Source organism: Microcoleus sp. Pol12A5 (genome assembly GCF_036701435.1).
Taxonomy (GTDB): domain Bacteria; phylum Cyanobacteriota; class Cyanobacteriia; order Cyanobacteriales; family Microcoleaceae; genus Microcoleus.
In genome coordinates, this window is sequence record NZ_JAUBQU010000029.1 from 12,970 (window position 1) to 34,104 (window position 21,135).

A 21,135-nucleotide genomic window follows, 5' to 3' on the forward strand; every position below is an offset into this window, starting at 1 on the left:
AAGAATATTTAGAAGCTAATAGAATTTCCCGGAAATTGAATCCTTTCGAGACAGTCGAGTTGTGGAGTCTTCCTGTCGTTCTTGTGGGGTGGGGAATTGTCAATATTATTGCTGGCCAACATCCCCTCTGGGGTTATTTCATTCTAGGTTTTGGCATCTGCTACCTCCCTCTTGTCAAGTTCCTAGGGTGGTGCAATATCAGCTCCTTCAATCGGTTTTTCTTTTGGTATATGCTTTTCTTTCCGACGATAAAATTTGGCATCGAACCGGGAATTTCAGTTGGACCTTTTTTGTTAATATGGGCAATTTTACAACTTCTTCATTGGCTATTTCAATTTTTGGGACTTCATTTACTCTCTCCCTGGAGACAGAAAACTAATATTTGGCACGAACTTGTTACTCTAAAAATGACTGAATGTGGACTGGAGTTAGAAACTGCAAAGATTAGCCTCAAACTCAAGTGGCTATTTTACTCGCACTGGTTAGAGACAAAAAGTTTGTTCGTTATCTATTTTGACGAGTTTTCCAACATACCGCATTTTTTTCCAAAAAAATCATTTAATCAAGAGCAGCTTCAAGGGTTTAGAGAATTGCTATACAGCAATATTCCGCCAGTTCCTCACGTTGTTGATATGCAAGCCAGAAATTTTGAGTTTCAACTGAATTTTCAAGATTCCATGGAAGCTCTTGATGGGGATACAGAACAAACCTCAAAATCTCTTAATAGAAAATTCGTTAAAAGGGAATTACTAATAGGAGTCTCCTTTATTGTGATATCAATTATATTCAAAGAAATCTACTTGTTAGTGGTGGGCGTTGTTTTTGTAGCCCTGCTAGTCTTATTGGCTAAAATTGTAGATATTTTTTTGGTGAACCCCCGCGACATAAACATAGAGATGCCTAGGGGCTTGATGGAGATGAACTGGGGGGAACCTACGACTGTGGAAGTGATAGGAGAGCGGCTGGCACTTAAAACTCCGAGTTGGGAAGGAAACTTTAAATGGGAAGCTTTTAAAGTCTTTATTGAAACCCAAAATTTATTATTGATTTATCCTGTACCGTCTCTCTATCCGATGTCAAGAAAATCGTACTTTATAGTTCCCAAGCGTGCATTCAGCGGTGAAGAGCAATTGTCAGATTTCCGAGAATTGCTACACAACAATATCGGGAAAAGCGGCTATAATTATTTCAAGAAAATGCAGGCGCAATTCCTCAATCTAAAATCTAAAATCTAAAATCGAATGGCGCAAGTTTCGATCGACTCCTTGATTCAAGGGGCAATTTCTGGTAATCATATCGTCAGTTTTCCTACAGATACTGTACCCGCTTTGGCTGCGCGTCCCGATCGCTCGGAGTTGATTTTTGCAGCTAAACGCCGCAGTCAAGACAAACCGCTGATTTTGATGGCAGCATCGGCGAGGGCTTTGTGGCCTTACGTGCAGGGAAGCCCAGCAGAGTTAAAATTGTGGCAGCAAGTAGCCGAATCCTATTGGCCGGGGGCGTTAACTTTGGTGCTGCCGGCTTCGCCAAAAGTCCCGGCGGCCATGAATCCCATCGATCCGACTACAATCGGAGTACGAGTTCCTAACTTTCCCCTTGCGCTCAAGATTCTAGAGCAGACAGGCCCTTTGGCTACTACCAGTGCTAATGTATCCGGCCAGCCGCCTCTGGAATCGGTGGCAGAAATTGAGGCTCAGTTTCCGGAAGTCTTGACATTAGTTCCTTCTGAATTAGCAACAGCGACGACAGCTTCGAGTTTGCCTTCGACTGTGGCTAAATGGACTGGCAGCGATTGGGAAATCTTGCGACAAGGCACTATCGAGTTAGAATGCTAAAAGCTAAACTCCAAGGCAAAGCAATATGGCGCCGATCGGCTGGAGCGACTTTATATATTTAGGTATGGGACTGGGGCTGGGTTTGGGAAGCAGTTTGATTTGGCGCCTGCGGCAAAAAAGCTCGCAACAGCCCGAGCCTGCTCCCAAAGTGGCACCTCCTCCTCAAGAAATTCACTTAGAGAAGTTTGATGCCCTTTCCGAGCAACTTAAGCAAACTCAATTGGCTTATCAGATGGCATCGGAGATGAGCCAATTTAAGGCTGGTTTTTTGGCTCGAACTTCTCACGAGTTGCGATCGCCCCTGAGCACTATGATTGGTACGCTGCAATTAATTCTCTCGGATTTGTGCGACGATCCTGCTGAGGAACGAGAGTTTGTCGAGCAAGCTCACGCCGCGGCACTCAAGTTGGTGAAATTAATAGATGAAATTATCTCTGTTGCTAAAACTGAACACGGCACTGAAAGGATGGATATTGAGCCGATTCAGTTAGCTAAAGTTTTTGACGAGGTTGATGATTTAACTTACTTGCAAGCTGCTAATCGCGGCATTCGTTTGGAGATATTGCCACCCGATCCGGGGATTTATGTATTGGCAGATTTGCCGAGGTTTAGACAAGTTTTAGTAAATTTGGTAGATACTGCTGTTGCTCAGATGGAGGAGGGGAGTATTTCTGTGTCTGCCCACGCTTCACCGGAATCTGGGTACGTTCACATTTGGGTGGACGATCAGCGTTCAGTGAGTGCTTGGAGCGAGTCTTGGGATTTGCTGAAGCACGATTTGGAGTGTGATGTTACCAAGAGCAGCGATAATTCTCAGGTGTCTTCAGGAATGAGGTTATTGATGAATCAGACTCTTTTAAGTTTGATGAGCGGCAAGTTGGAGGTTCTGGCCGTGCCTTCTGAGTCCGAAGAGTGCAATTTTAACCGAACTCAGTGTTCTATTCCTTTGGCAAATTCGTGAAGAACGAAGAAGGGAATGGATTGTTTAACGGATTGAGGGATGGAGGGAAGAAGTCAAGCGTCAAGATGAAAGAGTGAAGAAGGAAGGAAGAGGGAAATTATTTATCGGGAGTAAGGTGCGCGCTGCGCACCCTACATTTAAGAAATTTTGAGGCAATTTGGATGCAAGTTTTCTGCTTATTTAACAATTAGCAGTTAGCAATTCGCCGTTGCTAATTTCTAATTCGAGATTCTCTTCTAGAAGCTGATTTTCAAGTACCATGGTGGTGCTAGCGTTTTTCTGAAAACCGATGCGCTCGTAGAAGCTTTGTTTGTAAGTTGTCATCAGGTAAACTCGCTCTACTCGGCACATCCGAGGGTGACTCAAGACGGTTTGCACTAATTTACGGCCGAGTCCTGCACCTTGGTAATCCGGGTGAATGGCGACATCCCAGATGGTAGCTCGATAGATCCCATCTGAGGTGGCTCTGGCAAAGCCGATCGCCCGTGAGCCGTCCCAAACTGTAACCACGGGTTCGCTGTTGGCGATCGCAATTTCCCAATCTTCTATCTTGCGTTCCCTCGCCCAAAAGGCGGCGGCTTTAAATAGTTCTTGGATCTGTACGATGTCTGCGCGATCGCGACCTATACAAAATTGAATGTGACTGGAATCCCTAGTCGTTGATGTCATGCTCAATCTGCCTTCAAGTGGTATCTAAAGTGTGTTACTTTTACTGTTTTACAGGAGTGAAAGTTGATTTTGCTTGGGAACAATCAATGATTTAATTCCCGATTTACAAAACTATTTTTAGTTATACATATTTTCTAACTAATTTCGGTGATTATTAATACTTTTTGGGGTGAATTTTGTAAAAAAGTCTTTGAGTCAAAATTCCCCACTTATAACTCATACGATTTGAGATTTTAGATTAGATATTTTAGATGGGGAATGACTGATTTTTTAGGGGGTTTGGAGTTTGTCTACAGAGAAACCGGGTTTTTTCTCACGTCTATTTCCTTACAGCCCACCCAAACTGTAAAAACCCGGTTTCGAGGCGTCGTTTATCGGTCAGCGTAAGCCATAGCTAGTGTGTTGCCTAATTGCTCAAAAATCATCTATCGAGAGAGGTATTGACTCCACGAAAACACCCGAAGATTGTGCTGTGGAGTCAATTATTTAATCTCTAATCTCTAATCGAGTGAATCAGTTTTGCAGCCAGCGGGCGGCGTCTTTGGCGTGATAAGTCAAAATCAAATCAGTACCAGCACGCTTGAATCCTGTCAAAGTTTCCATCACTACTCTTTCTTCATCTATCCAACCGTTGAGGGCGGCGGCTTTCACCATCGCATATTCCCCAGAAACGTTGTAAGCAGCAACTGGCAGATTAGTTGCTTCCTTCACGCGCCAAATGATGTCCATGTAAGCTAAAGCCGGTTTAACCATGAGCATATCTGCGCCTTCGGCAATGTCGAGAGCAATTTCTTTGAGAGCTTCGCGACCGTTTCCGGGGTCCATTTGATAGGTGCGCCGATCGCCAAATTGCGGAGCAGAATCTGCAGCATCCCGGAACGGGCCATAATAAGCTGAGGCGTATTTTGCCGCGTAAGACATGATGGGAATATCTTCAAATCCAGCGGAGTCCAATCCTTCACGAATTGCTCCGACAAAACCGTCCATCATTCCCGATGGTGCGATAATATCTGCACCGGCTTTAGCTTGAGCAACTGCGGTTTTCTTGAGCAATTCTAGGGTGGGATCGTTCAAGACGCGGCCGCTTAAATCTCCGACTTCCAAATAGCCGCAGTGACCGTGACTGGTATATTCGCACAGACAAGTATCGACCATGACGATTAAATCTGGTACGGCTTTTTTAACTGCTTCCGTCGCTTGTTGGACGATGCCGCAGTCGTGCCAAGCACCTGTAGCATCTGTGTCTTTATCTGCGGGAATGCCGAATAAAATAATAGCCGGAATGCCTAGGTCGTAGACTTCTTTTGCTTCTTCTACTATTTTATCTACCGATAGCTGGTAAACTCCGGGCATCGATGTGACTTCTTTAGCAAAAGCTTCCCCCGGTACGGCAAATAAGGGGTAAATTAAATCGCTGGTTGTCAAGATATTTTCCCGTACCATCCGGCGGAGTTGGGGATGGTTGCGGAGGCGGCGGGGGCGGTGAGTTGGAAACATTATGTTTGTTTACGGTAGATTAAGTCCTGCTTTCTAGGACTGGCGGCGTTTATTTAAAAGTCTAAAGCTTCTTGTTGGCCGATCGACCTGTACTTAAGTAAAGTTCTGTAAAAGCCAGGAGGTCGATTGTTTGTAGTAACTGAGATGTTGCACTATTGTCAATAACCATTTTATGGGCGGGCTAGAATATCCCAACCCGTAATCGCCACAGGAAATTCAGTCTTTGTGGAACAGGCCCGAAAGCCGGCTCTTGAGAATGGTGCAAGAATGAATTAGTAAGGAATGCAAGTTCTTTACAGCTTTTCTCGTTTGCAAACTCAGGCCTAACTGTGGTTGGATCGGTTGGTACGGATATCTCGCTGGCTTCATACCTATAACCAGGCTGCCCAGAAGCGAGGATAGACGGTAAATTATAAATGTATCGAATAGTAACGGTCTTATGTACAAGCAACTAATTTCAAAGATCAAACCGCTTTTGAAATCACTATTTGCGATCGGTCTGGTACTGACGCTAGCCCTCGGTAACGCTGATGGAGCTCTGGCGGCCCGCAGCGGAGGACGCATCGGCGGCGGATCTTTTAGTGCTCCGGCGCGCAGTTACTCGTCTCCTAGTCGCACTTACGCGCCGTCGGGAGGAGGCTACTACCCCGGCGGCTATGGTGGCGGGTTTGGCGGCGGCTTCGGTTTCCCGTTCTTGCTGCCGTTTTTTGGCTTTGGGGGCGGGTTTGGCGGCCTGTTCTCGATTTTGATTTTTATCTCGATTGCTAATTTCCTCGTCCAAAGCTTCCGCCGCGCCGGGGGTGGAACTGACGAACTCGGCAACAGCGCCCCTACTACCACCGTATCTGTCGCCCGCTTGCAAGTCGGTTTGCTAGCAGAGGCCCGCGGTTTGCAAGCCGAACTCGACGCCCTAGCGCTAAAAGCGGATACCGATACCGCTACGGGTCGCGCTCAAGTGCTGCAAGAATCTACCCTGGCGCTGCTGCGGCATCCTGAATACTGGGCTTACGCGGGCGCTGAATCTGTGCAAACTCGCTTAGAAGCAGCCGAAGCTAAGTTTAATCAATTTTCTTTGGCAGAACGCAGCAAATTTACTGAAGAAACGCTCTCGAATTATAACAACCAGCTCCGACAAGCAGGGAGCAGCAAGATCCTGCCTGGTTTGCAGGAAAATGGTGCGCTGGTTGCTTCTGATTTGAATTCAGATCCCGGAGAATATATTGTGGTGACGGTGATTGTCGGTTCTCAAGGTAAATTGCAATTGCCAGCCGTGAAAAATTCTGAAGATTTGCGCCAAGCTTTGCGCCAGATTGGGGGAGTATCGAGCGAGCAGTTGCTGGCGGTTGAGGTGCTGTGGACTCCTCAAGCCAGCGGGGACACTCTGACCGCGGACGATATGTTGGCCGGCTATCCTGATTTGCGATCGATTTAGTGAGCAAGACTGGGCGCGGAGCATTGTCTGTCGCGCCCCATCCCGTACCAAAGCTGTGTGGACGAACCCGATGGCTTTGGAGAGGGCATTTGGCGGGATGTTGGGGAGGCCGATCGAGTTAAAGAAGATTGTTTAACAAATGCTAGTATTTAGAGATTATGATTCAGCGTGATTCATCTGCTATGGGCCAAGCCTACCTCATAGGGGTTTTGCAAAGAAGTTAGGCAGGATAAAAAACTGTATTGAGCGAGGACTGCTTCGGAAGAAGTGGCGATCGCGTGCCATCTAAATTTTATATGAAAGAAGAAGCGATCGAGAGCGAAAACTTATGGCCGACAGCAGCAGAAAAAAAGCACTTTTTATTTTGAGCCAGTTAAATAATGACGATATCAACTGGATCGTCCAAAAAGGCAAAAAGGAAGTTCTCGATCCGGGCGGGATTTTAATCCATGAAGGGAGACAGATAGATGCGCTCTACATTGTTTTGAAGGGGAGTTTGAGCGTTTTGATCGAGGCTGAACGGACTAGAGAACTAGCTAAAATAGCCAGCGGAGAACTTGTGGGAGAAGTCTCTTTCATTGATGCTCGCCCTCCTTTGGCAACGGTGAAGGCAATGGAAGAAACTCACTTGCTGGCAATTCCCCGGCGACAGTTAGTAATCAAACTTCAACAGGATATGGGCTTTGCTTCCCGGTTTTATTATGGAATTTCACTGTGTCTGGCAGACAGGATGCGCGGTACGATCAGACATATAGAATACGGTCGCAATATTGAATTAGATCAACCAGAATTTGAACGAGAGGATATCAATCCTAACGTTCTGGAAAATTTGGCGCTAGCTGAGGCTAAGTTTAATTGGCTTAGGGAAAATGTTAAAGCTTGAGGAATTTTAAGGCGTTTTTGAGCAGGCTGTGAAAACTGGCCGATTGATACGGTAATTGAGAGATGTATGATGTAACCTCTCAACTCAAAAAACCGATATGCAAAACAAAATAGGGGCGGGCTGTACCGGAAATATCGATCTATAAGTGCCGGAACTATAAAAACCTGCCCCTTGGGTTTGCAGTTGCAATTTCGCGCGCTGAAACGCAACTACCAACCACACAATCTAGATAATGCCCGGCCCTTTGCCACGGGTGTCTGCATCCGTTGTCAGTTTTCCTTCCTCGCCTTTTTTATCTTTAACTTCTGCTAGAATTCGAGCGCGTTCTGCGGCTTCAGCTTCTTCTTTTGCTCTCAAATCGCCCGGTTCGTTGATGTACATTTCCGGTTCGATCGCGTAATTGTTAACGAGACCTTCTTTGTCTACTGTATAACCATCTGTGGTGTGAATGCTTTCGTCATCGGTTTGGTCATCAGTTTTGGCACTTTTCTGCTTCCCTTCGGTGGTGGTGTGCATAAAGTTAGCGCCTTCCCGTTCTTGCCGTGCTGCTGTCTCCGCAGGAGTAATGCCCCTGTCGTAGTGGGGTGCTTCCATATTGGCTTCGATTTGTTCGTCTGCCGGTGTTGATTTGCTAACTTCTTCTTTGGGGGGTATTGGTTGGCGATTAGTCATGATTTATTCCTGGGTTATCTTTTCAAAAAGGTCTTTGCGCTATATTTAAATACTAGGTCAAAGCTAGCTCATTCACAAACTATCTTTGGTTATAGTTTACGAAAAATTGCTGTTAGGGAAAATCCCTTAATTGAGTCTTCCTGAAGAGTGATAAATTTCGGTTTTTATTAAAATTTTAACTACCTGTGACTATTTGTCATCCATCTAAAGATAGGTAATTGACAAGTGGATGTTGAGGATTGGGAATTGGACTAATGACTAATGATAGCAGTTTAGAGCCAGAGTTTTACGGTAGGCCAGCTCTCAAGCCAGATAGTCATCAGTCATTCCCAATTATTCAATTCTTTAATCTAAAATCATCTGAGTTTACGATTCTTTAAAGAAGCGGATAATTTCGCGGACGTGGTTGAGAAATTGTCCGTCATCGGTGAGTTGGGCGATCGCACTTTCTGCATCTCTTCTGAGCTTAGTGTGTTCTGCCTGATTTGTCGCTTGCAAAGATTGTAGAGATGCGGATACCGTAGTTAATTCTCTTCTGATAGCTTCCTGTTCCCGATTTTGGACAGCCACCCACGAATTCGGATTGTCTGAACTTAATTGATTGGTCAAGTCTCTAACTGTAGATTCTAACCCTGCAAAGCGGCTGCGGAGTTCGACAATATCTTCGCGGGGGTACAAAAATTGGCTGCGGATAGTTGTCAGCCGTTGGGCTAAATATTGATAACCTCGGATAGCTGGACGCAGTACAGTTAACAGCAGTGCAGCACCGGAACTGAGATAGCCAATAGCACTAATTCCGGTGGCGGCTAGGGCGTAAAGTGCGATCGCGCTAAACAGGTGAAGTGCGATCGCCGCAAAGAGCGATCGGCTAACTAATACAGTAACGTATTTGACTTGTTCCCGATCGACAGCAATGTTTTTTTTAGTCGATTCTGCGGCTTGCGCTAAAACTTCTTTTGCTTCAAAATGAATATTCCAGGGAACTGTAACTATCAGCAACAGCCATTCAAAAATAGCAATGGCAATTACCCAATCAATAAAACTGCCGGCAGGGACGTGCAGCCATTGGAGAATGGCAAAAACTAGCAGCAAAAATATGCCTGTGACGGCACCAAAACCTGCGAAAGTGTAATACATAGCGATGCCTTGGTGGAATGTTGTTTTGATTTTGGGTAGCTTATTTCGGTATAGAGGAATAAGCTGTGACAGTTAAGTAATCGTCCTATTAATCCCGGTTTCTAAGTTATGAGTAATAGTGCGGCTCAAAGGTTGCTACAAGCCGGGCTTTTGCCCACAAATACTTGCTCTACCTCAATCGTGAAATGTTATGTTGATTGTGGGTAGTTTTTTTAGGTGTGGAGGAATAAGCTGTGACAGTTAAGTAATCGTCCTATTAAACTCAGTTTGTTAGTGAATAGTAATACTCTGAGACACCCGGATTTCTCGACTCCTGGTTTGTTTCAGGAAAATAAATCGGCTTTAACCCATACATAAGGCTTAAAGGAAACGGTTTGTTTTTTGGGAGTGCGTAAGTCTTCAATAATTAGTCATTCCGGGTTAAGTAGAGCGACACGAAAAAACTTAAAAATGTAACAAAATGTAAACGAATCACAACCTCTGGGATTGCTTCATTCCACTGGCAATGACATACTTATGTTTTTCGCAGTTTGTCTACTTCGCGATCGGAATGAAGTCACTTTCTCCCCAACTCATACCATTTGAGATTTATTTGAGATGTGAGATGGCAATAGCTTATTGTGTATGGGTTTGCAGCTTGTCTACCGTTGCATTAATCTTTTGAACTCGTATCGCTAACGGCGTTACACGGTGCTAGAAAAGCAGGAATCTCAAAACGCTCCCCTCTTCCATTTTTCTTTTCCAGAGCTGCTAAATCACCTGTAGCTGAGATAAACTGATTTGGAAGTAGATCGCGCGTTTTGCAATTTGCCTCTGTGTAACCGAGACACTGCTACTGCAACCTGTCATCAGCCACAGCAAAATAGGTGCCAAAATTAACTCTACAGTTTCCGATTTCCATTAACAGCGCATCTATAATCTAAAATCAAAAGTCAGCAGCAAGGACAAACCGATGGCGAACTCAACTCTTGGCTTAGAAAATCAACTTTACGATTATCTGTTATCTATTTCTCTGCGGGAACCCGATATTCTCGCTTCACTACGGGAAGAAACTGCTAAACATCCTATGGCCCAGATGCAGATTGCTCCCGAACAAGGTCAGTTTATGGAGCTCGTGGTGCAGCTTATGGGAGCGACAAAAACCTTAGAAATTGGCGTTTTTACTGGTTATAGCTCGCTGTGCGTAGCTTTGGCGCTGCCTTCAAACGGTCAGATTATTGCCTGCGATGTCAGCGAGGAATATACTGCGATCGCACGACGCTATTGGGAAGCTGCGGGCGTGGCTAATAAGATTTCGTTGCAGTTGGGCCCAGCAATAAATACTCTCGACAAACTAATAGCCGAGGGACAAGCCGGAACCTTTGATTTTGCCTTCATCGACGCTGATAAAGAAAATTATGAGGCTTATTTTGAGCGATCGCTGCAACTTGTCCGCAATGGCGGTTTAATTGTTATTGACAATGTTCTGTGGTCTGGACGAGTTGCTGACCCTCAAGTACAAGACGAAAGCACCACCGCCATTCGTACTTTTAACGACAAATTGCGTAACGATCCCAGAGTTACTCTCAGTGTTGTCCCCATTGCTGACGGACTGACTTTGGCATTGAAACGCCGTTGGGCTACCATGATGGAACCGGAACAGGATAATTAAAGAGTTATTTGCGGTTTGCGGTTCATTTTAAATTGCCACAAGCTGCTAATTATTCAAGAATATACAAGTCGGTTTTATATAGAGTAAAGTGCGCAATGCGCACCCTAGAAACTCAAAAGTATAGAATAAGGTGTGCAATGCGTACCTTAGAGAATGATTTATTTTTCAGTTAATCAGAGGCGCAAATGCTGGGTTCAAATTTGCAGGTAAAATTACCGATTCACGAAACTTTTCAAGGTACTGTTCAAGGCGAAGGTTATTGGACGGGGACTTTAGTTGATTTTATCCGATTGGCCGGTTGCCCTGTGCGCTGTCCTTGGTGTGACACGGGCTACGCAAATGGGGGCAAAGGTTTGCCGTCTGTACCGCAGTCGCTCGCACAATTGCTCGCTCAATTGCAGTCTCCAAGGGTTGTCATTACTGGTGGCGAACCTTTCATTCACCGCGATTTGCCTGAGTTAGTTGAAGCTTTGCTAGAAGCTGACAAGCAGGTGAGTATTGAAACTTCCGGTGCTTGCTGGCAGGATGTTTCCCCCCAGGCTTGGATTACTCTTTCTCCGAAGGAACACGTCAATCCTAAATATCCGGTGCAAGAGCTTTTTTGGACGAGAGCAAATGAAATTAAGTTAGTGATTAGCACGGGCGAAGAAGTTGATTTTTATCACAAGCATTTGGAAAATAATGTGAATATTCCGGTTTTCTTGCAACCAGAATGGAACTCCCAAAAATTAGCGCTTTCCATTATTTTGGGATTGCTGAAACAAAATCCTAGTTACAGGCTATCTTTGCAAACTCACAAGTTTATTGGCGTGCAATAATTTGATAATTTAGCCATAGATATTCGTCAGGGCGGTGCAGAATGGGGAGTGCATCGTTGCCTGAAAATCTGTGCAAATATGTGCTATAATTAAAACAGCAATTTATGATAATTGGAACGTAATGGAAACAACTACGGAAACTCCAATGGGAAAAGTTATCACAACCTTAGTAATTACGAATCGGCTGGATGAAGGGAAAGCCGAAGATGGTCTGATTCCAATGGAGCAGGTGAGGTCTGTTACTCTAGAAAATGTTTTGGTGGATAGGGGCGCGACAACTTTGTGTTTGCCTAAAGATGTTCTCGCCAGACTGGGTTTGAAAATTCTCAAGCAAGTGGTTGTGGAAACAGCCACGGGTATTAGTGAGGCGAGGATTTTTCAAGATGCCAAGATTTCTCTGTGCGGACGTGAAGGGACTTTTGAGTGTTTGGAATTGCCAGAGGGGAAAACTCCACTTTTAGGGGTGATTCCGATGGAAGCGCTGGGAATTGAAGTGGATTTGAAAAATCAAAGATTGAAAGTTTTGCCCGACGGGCCGACGGAAACTTATTGGACAATTCTTTGATATTCTTGAGTTTGGATGCCAGCAATTCGATCGGCAGCGCTAAGATGGTTAAGCACTGTTTTGCACTACTCTCATGTCCCAACGCGCCGAAACCTCAAACAGCCAGCCAAGTGCATCCCGCAACGGGCATAATGTGACGAATTCTCACTCTAACAACCAAAATACGATTCGGGTTCGCGGTGCGAGACAGCACAACCTGAAAAATATCGATCTGGAACTGCCGCGCGATCGACTGATTGTTTTTACTGGTGTCTCCGGTTCTGGTAAATCTTCCCTCGCTTTCGATACAATTTTTGCCGAGGGACAGCGCCGCTACGTGGAGTCTCTCAGCGCCTACGCGCGCCAGTTTTTGGGACAGTTGGACAAACCGGATGTGGACGCGATCGAAGGCTTGAGTCCGGCTATTTCGATCGACCAAAAGTCAACTTCTCATAACCCGCGATCGACTGTGGGCACAGTTACAGAAATTTACGATTATCTCAGATTGCTCTACGGCAGAGCCGGCGAACCGCACTGTCCGATTTGCGATCGCTGCATTGCGCCGCAGACAATTGATGAAATGTGCGATCGAGTCATGGCACTTCCCGACGGCACTCGCTTTCACCTTCTGGCACCAGTTGTGCGCGGAAAAAAAGGCACTCACCGCAAATTATTGTCGAGTTTAGCTGCGGAAGGATTTATCCGCGTCAAAGTTGACGGAGAAATTTTAGAACTTTCGGAAAATATCGAATTAGATAAAAATCATACGCACAATATTGAGATAGTTGTCGATCGGTTAATTAAAAAACCCGGTTTAGAAGAACGTTTAGTTGATTCTCTGGCAACTTGTTTGCGCCATTCTGAGGGGATTGCGATAATTGAAGAGTTACCGAGTGATGAAAATTCCCAACCACAGGGGCCGATCGTATTTTCTGAAAACTTTGCTTGTCCCGAACACGGCGCAGTAATGGAAGAACTTTCCCCCCGGTTATTTTCGTTTAACTCGCCTTACGGCGCGTGCCAGAACTGCCACGGTTTGGGGAGTTTGCGGACTTTTGCGCCGGAGTTGGTAATTCCCGACGAGAAAGCGCCTCTTTATTGTGCGATCGCGCCTTGGTCAGACAAAGACAATTCCTATTATCTCTCTCTGCTTTGCAGTATTGCTGATACTTGCGGGTTTGATATCGACACTCCTTGGTATAGATTAAAGCCCGAACACCAGCGGGTAATTTTGTACGGCAATGAGCAAAAGCGCAGCGCAGAAAGTAAAAAGCGCGACGGTAGCACTGATTTTAGGAGAGATTTTAATGGCGTAATTTCCATGTTGCAGCGCCAGTACGACGATACTGGTTCCGATCTGATCAAGCAGAAGCTGGAACAGTATCGGGTCGATCGCTCTTGCGAGGTTTGTCACGGCAAGCGCTTGAAACCAGAGGCGCTTTCGGTGCGGTTGGGACAGTACGGAATTGTAGATTTAACGAGTATTTCGATTCGCGAATGTCGCGAACGAGTAAATAATTTGGGATTGAGCGATCGGCAATTTCAAATATCCGACTTAGCCCTGAGAGAAATCAAAGCAAGGCTGCAATTTTTGCTTGATGTCGGGTTAGATTACCTGACTTTAGACCGCGCCGCAATGACACTTTCTGGCGGAGAAGCCCAGCGAATTCGGCTAGCGACTCAAATCGGTTCTGGTTTGACGGGCGTGCTCTACGTTTTGGACGAACCCAGCATTGGACTGCATCAAAGAGATAACTTTCGCCTGCTGCAAACCTTAACAAAATTGCGCGACTTAGGCAATACTTTGATTGTGGTAGAACACGATGAAGAAACCATGCGGGCGGCCGACCATATTGTCGATATCGGGCCCGGTGCCGGCGTTCACGGTGGCAAAATTATATCGCAAGGAAGTTTAGAAAATTTGCTAACGGCAGAGGAATCTTTGACCGGTGCTTATTTGTCTGGAAAGCGAGTAATTGAAACCCCTAATGAAAGGAGAAAAGGCAACGGCAAAGCTCTCTCAATCATAAATGCAACGCGCAACAATTTAAAAAATATTGATGTAGAAATTCCCCTCGGAAAACTTGTCTGCGTGACGGGGGTTTCCGGTTCGGGAAAATCAACTTTAATCAATGAATTGCTGTACCCGTCGCTGCAACACTATATCACCAAAAAAGTGCCTTTACCACCCGATATGGACGCCCTCAAAACGAAAGGGGAACGCTCTCTAGAGGATGTGGTTGATAAGGTAATTGTAATTGACCAATCTCCCATCGGTCGTACTCCGCGCTCTAATCCCGCTACTTACACGGGAGTCTTTGATGTGATTCGGGATTTGTTTGCCGAAAGCATTGAAGCGAAGGCAAGAGGTTACAAAGCGGGGCAGTTTTCTTTTAATGTGAAAGGGGGAAGGTGCGAAGCTTGCGGCGGCCAAGGCGTGAACGTGATTTCGATGAATTTTCTGCCGGATGTTTACGTGCAGTGTGAGGTTTGCAAGGGTGCGCGCTACAACCGGGAAACGCTGCAAGTGAAGTATAAAGGCAAGTCGATTTCTGATGTTTTGAACATGACCGTAGAGGAATCTTTGGAGATGTTTAAAAATATTCCCAGGGCGGGCGCCAGACTGCAAACTTTGGTTGATGTTGGTTTGGGTTACATTCAGTTGGGACAGCCCGCGCCGACGCTTTCTGGAGGGGAAGCGCAGCGGGTAAAATTGGCAACGGAACTGTCGCGCCGCGCTACTGGGAAGACGCTTTATTTAATCGATGAACCGACGACGGGTTTGTCGTTTTATGATGTTCACCATTTGTTAAATGTGCTGCAAAGATTGGTGGATAAAGGGAATTCAATTTTGGTAATCGAACACAATTTAGATGTGATTCGGTGCTGCGATTGGGCGATCGATTTGGGGCCTGAAGGGGGAGATAAGGGCGGCGAAATTATTGTGGCGGGGACGCCGGAGGATGTGGCGGCAAATCAGAGGTCTTATACTGGCAAGTATTTGCAAGCGGTTTTGCAGCAGCATCCTTTAGGGGAGGCTGTAGCTGTTAGTTAATACTAACAGGAATTACGCAATTCTCATAATTAGTAAGGTGCGTCAGATATTTAAACCTTCAATAATCGTTTAAGAAACTCCCCTGACGCACCCTACAATTAAAATACTATTACAAGTTAGTCTGCTTAGTCGTCAGAGAGTTCTGCTCTGCAATCCGATCGGCTCTGGGACAGAGGTATACTGGTACAAATTAGCCAAACTTCATCAAGGAAAACAATGGGTGCAAAATTTAACTTTGTATGTCCTGGTTGTGGGTACATAGCAAAATGGGTTTCTGGTCGTCGGGACGTTGGAATGATCGCTGTTGTTAGAACAATGACCTGTGAAGATTGTGAAGCAGTAGTTGACGTTCTGATTGGGCGCTATGGCAAAGATGGCCCGACTGGCGATCCTAACTATGATAAGAGACTCAATATTTGTCCTAAATGTGAGGGATCGCGGCTCTATCCCTGGCCTAGTAAACATCCTTGCCCAAAGTGTGATGCCAAGATGATTAAGGATGAAACATCGAGGATGTTCTGGGATTAGAAAAGGCTTTGAAATTTGCATGAGGGGCAGAGTTTTTCGTGGGAGTTATACAGTGCCTCTAGCTTTTAATCTTTACAGTTTGGGGGCTGGGTCTAACATTTCAGTGCTTTCAAATGATTAATACTAATAATATCGTCGTTTAAGAGTATTTAAGATGCTGGATTGAAGTTTTATGACAGCGATCGTTAGCCCGTGTTTTGAAGCTCAGGCTTCTTGACAAAGGCTTTATCAATTCACGGCGCTCCGAGTAACTTTTATCCTTTCTATTCGGGTACAGCACAGTAAACTGAGAGCAACCCCTTTAACCCCAATTAACCTATGCCACGCTGGTTTAATACCGAGGCCCCTGCCAAGCAGACATTCATTACGTGCTACTCCCAACACTGCGCTTACCGGGCTTAGAACGGTTAATCGCTCAACGCAACTATTTCGTCATCCATGCACCCCGACAAGTCGGTAAAACCACCGCCATGCTAGCTTTAGCCAAACAACTCACCGACAGCGGACAATACACCGCCGTCATGGTTTCGGTGGAAGTCGGTGCACCCTTAAGTTCCGATGTAAATCCTGGGGTAAAATCTAAAAATGGCAAAGGATATCTTCCACAACACGGTCAAAATCGCTCTACAAAAAGATGGCTGGAAAATTACCCACGATCCCTACCAGTTACGCTATGGTGTTGCGGATGTCTACATCGATCTTGCAGCCGAAGAAGCGATCGCCGCTGAAAAAGAAGGACGTAAAATAGCTGTAGAAGTCAAAAGTTTTGCAGGTGGCTCCACCATTTCTGAATTCCACACCGCCCTCGGTCAATTCCTCAACTATCGCATTGCCATCGAAGTCTCTAGCGAACCAGAACGTATGCTGTATCTGGCAGGGCCCACCGATACCTACCAAATATGTCTCAGATTTGAACCCGCAAAAACTGTCATCGAACGTTAGGAAATTCGACTAATTATTTACAATCCAACTCGTGAGGCGAGCGACCAATGGATAGACTAAACGAATACCGCAAAATTGTTTGTGACTTTCTCGAAGACTTTTCTAAAAATGACGCAAATGCTCAGTTAATCTTCGATATCGCCCGCGATCGATACCTCGTTATGCACAACGAATGGCGCGATGAATATCGCATCTATGGGTGTGCCATGCAGCTCGATATCATCGAAAATCAAATCTGGATTCAACACAACAGTACCGAAATCTACATGGGAGCATCCCGGTTTTGTAAATGGTTAAAAGTATGATAAGAGCCAAAAGTTTTCGCCCTGCGCTATATGATAGAACGCAAAAGTTTCGCCCGCGTGCTAAGCGCACTGGCTTTGAGGAGCATCTAAAGTATGGGAGTTTGGAAGGAAAATGGCTCTCAAAGGATGCGTCTATATTTTACATTAATTCATTCAAGTAAGCACACCTAAGTTTCAGCATTTGATTAATATTTTCACGACGCCACTGAGCCCCGGAAATTTTTAATCTTCTATCAATCTGTTTCACTAATGATTCCACGGCTCCCGACCCGATAGAGCAAGTATTTTGGCTGGACAACACTTGATAGTTAACGATTCGATTCCGATGTTTTGTTATGTAGTTACAAAAGTTGGTAATCTGACGGCGACCGCACAACTCAAACAACTTAATCGTTTCATCTACACGACCTTGCCACAACAATTTTTTGGCTCTATACAGCCGTTTGTTAGACCCTCCTACTTTGTGCAAATTTTCTACTAAATGATACCAGTCTAAGATTTCTCGGCGATTGCCATCCGGATTTAATTTACCGATGATATTCCAAATTCCATCGTGTCCATCGCCTAAACAAGTCAGTAGGGAGCTTAACGGCTGACGATTGACATAATCAATCAACACTTCATTTTCCATAAAATATGCAGCATAAAAGCTGTCATGTAGACTAACTGCTTTATAATCGAGCCAGTGAGAACCCTCCCCTTTTGCTCCTCTAATACGCACTTTCCCTCCGTCTACGCTGGTTTCTTTAACGGGGGCTTCGGCTACTGGTTCGACCCACTCTTGGTTTTCTACCAATCTATGTAAAGTGGTATGACCTATCTTGACTCCCGTCTGTACCTCAATTTCTTTAGATGCCTTGGAATAGGATAACACGGCCACTTGTCGCAGACAGCATTTCTCGAAAAAAGGGGCCAAGCGAGTCGATTTTTTGATGTTTAATTGTTCCGCTTGTTTTTCGGTAATTTTTAACTCACCCACACAGCTTTTTACTGTTCGGGGACGTCCTTTGTCTGTTCCCGTTCTTTCTTTGATAAAAAAAAAGCAACTTGGGGTCCCACTATCTCTATCCATTGTTTTCTCAGGTGCCCTTCTATTGTTTCCAGGCTCTCTAATGCCTCGGGGGGAGTGTTTTTGTATAAAATTTTGGCGATTTCAGCAGTATGGGCTTGTAAACGTGCTTGTTCGTCAGGCGTCATGTTGGGTCCGTCAAAATTATTTATTGACTATTGTAACTCTTGAGATAATCTATTCTTCAATTGCTATAAAATGGCTCCTTGACTCTAAAACAGATTTTTTTGGGAAGCTAAGTGTAGGTTTTTCCATAAAGCGATATATTTTATCATACTTTTGCCTACTTGCAAAATCGGGATGCTCCCAATCTACATTGATCGAGAACTGATTCAACGCGGTGTGTTTTCTCAAGATATCATTTTTGGGTTTCGCTCCCCCAGTATCCGAAAAATCCTTGCCGCCAACTCTTGCTAGAGAGAAAGATTTTCAATAGTTAGATGGATATTTGGCTCGATTGGGAGAGGATTCAGGTTGGTTGCTAATATTCGATCGCCGAGAGAATGCACGGGAATTGGAAGAACGGTTGAAAACAGAGATTCATATTACTTCAATGGGGCGATCGATTACAGTAATTCGAGGGTGAAATTCTGGTATATTATGTACTAATAATAGATGAGATATTAACTATCTTGAATTGTGGGAGAAAGTGCCATATTTTGTGCTTGTTGCTGCATGAATTCAATGTCCGATCGCGACCAAGTGCGGGGCCCGCTGCACTGATGAGCAATTAACAGCCCCCACAGTCCTTTGTTCGTTAAAATTGGCACGACTAAATTAGCGCGAACTTTCAGGCTACGCAGAAAATCTCGGTGGCATGGGTTAATTGGTTCTTCTTCAATATCTGTAATTGCTTTAACTCTGCCGGCTTCGTACAAAGCAGCGTATTCGTCGTTAAAACATTCATCTGGCCCCGTTGAACCCAAGATTGAGAGTTCGATCGCACTCAACATCTCGTAAGTCACTCGACCTTGCCACTGTCTGTAAAAATAGTACAGCACGGCGCGATCGCTCTGCAAAACTTCTCGAATGTCGTAGAGGGATTTTTCAACTAATACATCGCGCTTTAGACGATCTGTCAAGCGGTTAACAATGTTTTGCAGCCGATCGCCCGACATAGTATTAACTCCTTTAATTCCTAGTACACTCGCCAGATATTAATTATTGAACTGGCACCATCACAAGACCTCAAATTATTGCGCCTCTGGATTTTCGCGCGCTCAAAAATGAGTAATTTTTGGCTTAACAGTTGTCTGGATGCCAGCAACATTATAGTATTATTTGGACAGAGATAGCAATCTTTTTGGGCAACGAGCGATGGCGTCGGGCCCCGCAAGCTACGGCTTTTTTTGCGCGAAGAACCACCGGCGGGACGCCGGTTCCACAAATGAAGAGAAAAGGAAGAGTTTACAAGTGCTGCGAGAATTGCTAGATATACCTAAAGTTGGTTCCTCTTAAAGACAGGAACTGCTAGGCTATCTCGATAGCTAGAGGAAGCATCAAATATGTCTGTGCTAGAAGCTGCTTGGAAACACGAATTTATCGCTACGAACGGCATTAAACTGCACTATGTCACTCAAGGTTCTGGGCCGCTGATGCTGATGCTGCACGGATTTCCTGAATTTTGGTATTCTTGGCGACATCAAATCCCGGAATTTGCATCAGATTATAAAGTCGTCGCTGTAGATCTCAGGGGTTACAACGATAGCGACAAACCTCACGATCAATCTGCTTACGTGATGGCAGAGTTTGTGCAAGATGTCAAGGGCATTATTCAGGGTTTAGGATACGAAAGTTGCGTCTTAGTTGGTCACGACTGGGGAGGCGCGATCGCCTGGAATTTTGCTTATGCTTATCCCCAAATGGTGGATAAATTAATTGTGATGAATCTACCGCATCCGGCCAAGTTTGCTGAAGGGTTACGCACTCCCCAACAATTGCTGAGAAGTTGGTACATCTTTTTGTTTCAGTTGCCAGTTTTGCCGGAGTTGTTAATTCAGTTGGGCGACTATCAGTCAATTGCTGCTGCTTTGGAAGGTATGGCCGTTGACAAAAGCACCTTTAGCCCATCAGATATCGAAGCTTACAAAGATGCGGCTGCCAAACGGGGCGCTCTGACGGCTACTATCAATTATTACCGCAATATTGCTCGCGGATTTGTCGATCGCCAGAATTGGAGCGTGCTGCAAGTTCCGACGCTGATGATTTGGGGAGAAAATGATGCCGCCCTCGGCAAAGAGTTAACCTATGGAACCGCAGATTACGTCCGGGATTTTCAGATTCATTACATTCCTAATTGCAGCCACTGGGTGCAGCAGGAACAGCCACAGTTAGTGAATCGGTACATGAGAGATTTTTTGGCAAGTAAGTTTATTTAATATCATATCCAGTTTGATCGGAATGCTACTGAGCCGGCGAGTAGGACGATCGCGATTCACTCAGAAAATTATTATTCCCATGCCAGCAGAGACGTTCACCGACTGCTGATTCCCTCCGTCGTGCGCCCGCTCATTTCCCAGGGCTGAATGCGGTAGATTGCGATGGTCTCCTCTCCGCACGCCCCAGCGAGTCAATCCAGGTGCGATTGATGGCGGGTGAAAGTGTGGGGTTGTGTTCTTTGATCAATTGCATCGCGCGATCGATGTCTTCCTGCTGCGTGAGGCGTTCTCCTCGCCCCTTCACCACAACGCTGCGCCAGTGTTGGAAATCGCGGACTTCTTCCACTTGCAAGCAGACTTCTGGATTGCTGTCTATATACTTCGTTTTCATCCCCACTGTTGTGAAAATATATATGTCCGAATCTTGGAGATAATAGTGCATTGGCAAAACGTAGGGATGCCCTTCAAATACACAGCCGAGGTGTCCGTGTCCTACTTGCTGCAAAAGTTCTTGTATTTCTTTTGAACTCATTTCATCAATATCTAACATTGTTATGCTCCTTTAAAACTTACTCTAGAGAAATCCATCGATGTTTTAGGTTGCTTCACGATAGGGGCTTTTGGTCTAATTATTGCCTTTTTGATGCGCCTGTTTTGTGGCTATAAACAAGTAGATAATTTTCGCAAACATAACCTAGGTTAGCCACAAATATCATCTACCTTTATACCGAGATATTTGTTGGCGGAAAATTTGTATAA

The 21,135-nt window shown here is 45.1% G+C and carries 21 protein-coding genes; 13 read left to right on the forward strand and 8 right to left on the reverse strand.

The window, feature by feature from the left end; translation table 11 throughout:
- The first annotated feature begins 497 nt into the window (after positions 1-497).
- From QUA45_RS10520 to QUA45_RS10530, 3 genes are read left to right on the forward strand one after another with little or no spacing between them, the layout of a single operon-like run.
- On the forward strand, positions 498-1,235 hold the full coding sequence (locus QUA45_RS10520) for a YcxB family protein (protein WP_445305302.1): 738 nt from the start codon (positions 498-500) through the stop codon (positions 1,233-1,235).
- A gap of 6 nt (positions 1,236-1,241) precedes the next feature.
- Positions 1,242-1,835, forward strand: a complete 594-nt coding sequence (locus QUA45_RS10525; RefSeq protein ID WP_333220617.1) for an L-threonylcarbamoyladenylate synthase — start codon at positions 1,242-1,244, stop codon at positions 1,833-1,835.
- A gap of 25 nt (positions 1,836-1,860) precedes the next feature.
- The gene (locus QUA45_RS10530; protein WP_333100421.1) at positions 1,861-2,796 is read left to right on the forward strand and encodes a HAMP domain-containing sensor histidine kinase; all 936 of its coding nucleotides are present in this window, start codon (positions 1,861-1,863) and stop codon (positions 2,794-2,796) included.
- A 180-nt stretch (positions 2,797-2,976) separates the two neighbouring features.
- On the opposite strand, the gene QUA45_RS10535 is transcribed toward QUA45_RS10530, so the two are convergent.
- Both QUA45_RS10535 and hemB read right to left on the reverse strand, forming a co-directional pair.
- Entirely contained in the window at positions 2,977-3,465 is a 489-nt protein-coding gene (locus tag QUA45_RS10535) for a GNAT family N-acetyltransferase (protein ID WP_333100422.1), read from the reverse strand.
- A gap of 513 nt (positions 3,466-3,978) precedes the next feature.
- A complete protein-coding gene (gene hemB / locus QUA45_RS10540) occupies positions 3,979-4,962 on the reverse strand; it encodes a porphobilinogen synthase (RefSeq protein WP_333068624.1) in 984 nt (327 codons plus the stop codon).
- A 439-nt stretch (positions 4,963-5,401) separates the two neighbouring features.
- Between hemB and QUA45_RS10545 the strand changes: the two genes are divergently transcribed.
- Together QUA45_RS10545 and QUA45_RS10550 are read left to right on the forward strand one after the other, a co-directional pair.
- Positions 5,402-6,394, forward strand: a complete 993-nt coding sequence (locus QUA45_RS10545) for a DUF1517 domain-containing protein (protein ID WP_333100423.1) — start codon at positions 5,402-5,404, stop codon at positions 6,392-6,394.
- Positions 6,395-6,722: 328 nt separating this feature from the next.
- Positions 6,723-7,277, forward strand: coding sequence for a cyclic nucleotide-binding domain-containing protein (locus QUA45_RS10550; RefSeq protein ID WP_333100424.1), 555 nt, complete (start codon positions 6,723-6,725; stop codon positions 7,275-7,277).
- Positions 7,278-7,502: 225 nt separating this feature from the next.
- Here the strand turns inward: QUA45_RS10550 and QUA45_RS10555 are convergent, their stop codons facing one another.
- Together QUA45_RS10555 and QUA45_RS10560 are read right to left on the reverse strand one after the other, a co-directional pair.
- On the reverse strand, positions 7,503-7,949 hold the full coding sequence (locus QUA45_RS10555) for a hypothetical protein (protein ID WP_333100425.1): 447 nt from the start codon (positions 7,947-7,949) through the stop codon (positions 7,503-7,505).
- Between the two features lie 366 nt (positions 7,950-8,315).
- Complete coding sequence (locus tag QUA45_RS10560) at positions 8,316-9,086, reverse strand: hypothetical protein (RefSeq protein ID WP_333100427.1); 771 nt, start codon at positions 9,084-9,086, stop codon at positions 8,316-8,318.
- A gap of 952 nt (positions 9,087-10,038) precedes the next feature.
- On the opposite strand from QUA45_RS10560, the gene QUA45_RS10565 reads away from it, so the two are divergent.
- The 4 genes from QUA45_RS10565 to uvrA all read left to right on the forward strand — a co-directional run bounded on the left by QUA45_RS10565 (position 10,039) and on the right by uvrA (position 15,154).
- Complete coding sequence (locus QUA45_RS10565) at positions 10,039-10,737, forward strand: class I SAM-dependent methyltransferase (RefSeq protein ID WP_333100428.1); 699 nt, start codon at positions 10,039-10,041, stop codon at positions 10,735-10,737.
- Between the two features lie 185 nt (positions 10,738-10,922).
- The gene (locus tag QUA45_RS10570; RefSeq protein WP_333220620.1) at positions 10,923-11,555 is read left to right on the forward strand and encodes a 7-carboxy-7-deazaguanine synthase QueE; all 633 of its coding nucleotides are present in this window, start codon (positions 10,923-10,925) and stop codon (positions 11,553-11,555) included.
- Positions 11,556-11,676: 121 nt separating this feature from the next.
- The gene (locus QUA45_RS10575; RefSeq protein WP_333220621.1) at positions 11,677-12,120 is read left to right on the forward strand and encodes an aspartyl protease family protein; all 444 of its coding nucleotides are present in this window, start codon (positions 11,677-11,679) and stop codon (positions 12,118-12,120) included.
- A 73-nt stretch (positions 12,121-12,193) separates the two neighbouring features.
- Complete coding sequence (gene uvrA, locus QUA45_RS10580) at positions 12,194-15,154, forward strand: excinuclease ABC subunit UvrA (protein WP_333220623.1); 2,961 nt, start codon at positions 12,194-12,196, stop codon at positions 15,152-15,154.
- 952 nt (positions 15,155-16,106) lie between these two features.
- On the opposite strand, the gene QUA45_RS10585 is transcribed toward uvrA, so the two are convergent.
- Positions 16,107-16,274 carry a hypothetical protein gene (locus tag QUA45_RS10585; protein WP_333100433.1) on the reverse strand — a complete coding sequence of 56 codons (168 nt, stop codon included), beginning with the start codon at positions 16,272-16,274 and terminating at the stop codon, positions 16,107-16,109.
- On the opposite strand from QUA45_RS10585, the gene QUA45_RS10590 reads away from it, so the two are divergent.
- Positions 16,268-16,624: an element excision factor XisH family protein gene (locus tag QUA45_RS10590; RefSeq protein WP_333100434.1), complete on the forward strand. Its 357-nt coding sequence runs from the start codon at positions 16,268-16,270 to the stop codon at positions 16,622-16,624. The genes QUA45_RS10585 and QUA45_RS10590 overlap by 7 nt on opposite strands.
- 47 nt (positions 16,625-16,671) lie before the next feature.
- On the forward strand, positions 16,672-16,929 hold the full coding sequence (locus QUA45_RS10595; protein ID WP_333100435.1) for an element excision factor XisI family protein: 258 nt from the start codon (positions 16,672-16,674) through the stop codon (positions 16,927-16,929).
- A gap of 139 nt (positions 16,930-17,068) precedes the next feature.
- Here QUA45_RS10595 and QUA45_RS10600 read toward each other — a convergent pair.
- A protein-coding gene (locus QUA45_RS10600; protein ID WP_445305002.1) for an ISKra4 family transposase occupies positions 17,069-18,126 on the reverse strand; the annotation gives its coding sequence in 2 pieces (ribosomal slippage) (positions 17,069-17,970 and positions 17,970-18,126; 1,059 coding nt in all).
- Between the two features lie 320 nt (positions 18,127-18,446).
- On the opposite strand from QUA45_RS10600, the gene QUA45_RS10605 reads away from it, so the two are divergent.
- Positions 18,447-18,584 (forward strand): hypothetical protein, encoded by a 138-nt coding sequence (locus tag QUA45_RS10605; RefSeq protein WP_333100281.1) that lies wholly within the window; start codon positions 18,447-18,449, stop codon positions 18,582-18,584.
- 37 nt (positions 18,585-18,621) lie between these two features.
- Here the strand turns inward: QUA45_RS10605 and QUA45_RS10610 are convergent, their stop codons facing one another.
- Positions 18,622-19,116: a GAF domain-containing protein gene (locus QUA45_RS10610; protein WP_333100280.1), complete on the reverse strand. Its 495-nt coding sequence runs from the start codon at positions 19,114-19,116 to the stop codon at positions 18,622-18,624.
- Between the two features lie 387 nt (positions 19,117-19,503).
- Here QUA45_RS10610 and QUA45_RS10615 point away from each other — a divergent pair, with 387 nt between their 5' ends.
- Positions 19,504-20,376: an alpha/beta hydrolase gene (locus tag QUA45_RS10615; RefSeq protein ID WP_333100278.1), complete on the forward strand. Its 873-nt coding sequence runs from the start codon at positions 19,504-19,506 to the stop codon at positions 20,374-20,376.
- A gap of 130 nt (positions 20,377-20,506) precedes the next feature.
- Here the strand turns inward: QUA45_RS10615 and QUA45_RS10620 are convergent, their stop codons facing one another.
- Entirely contained in the window at positions 20,507-20,926 is a 420-nt protein-coding gene (locus tag QUA45_RS10620) for a pyridoxamine 5'-phosphate oxidase family protein (RefSeq protein ID WP_333100277.1), read from the reverse strand.
- Between the last annotated feature and the right edge of the window lie 209 nt (positions 20,927-21,135).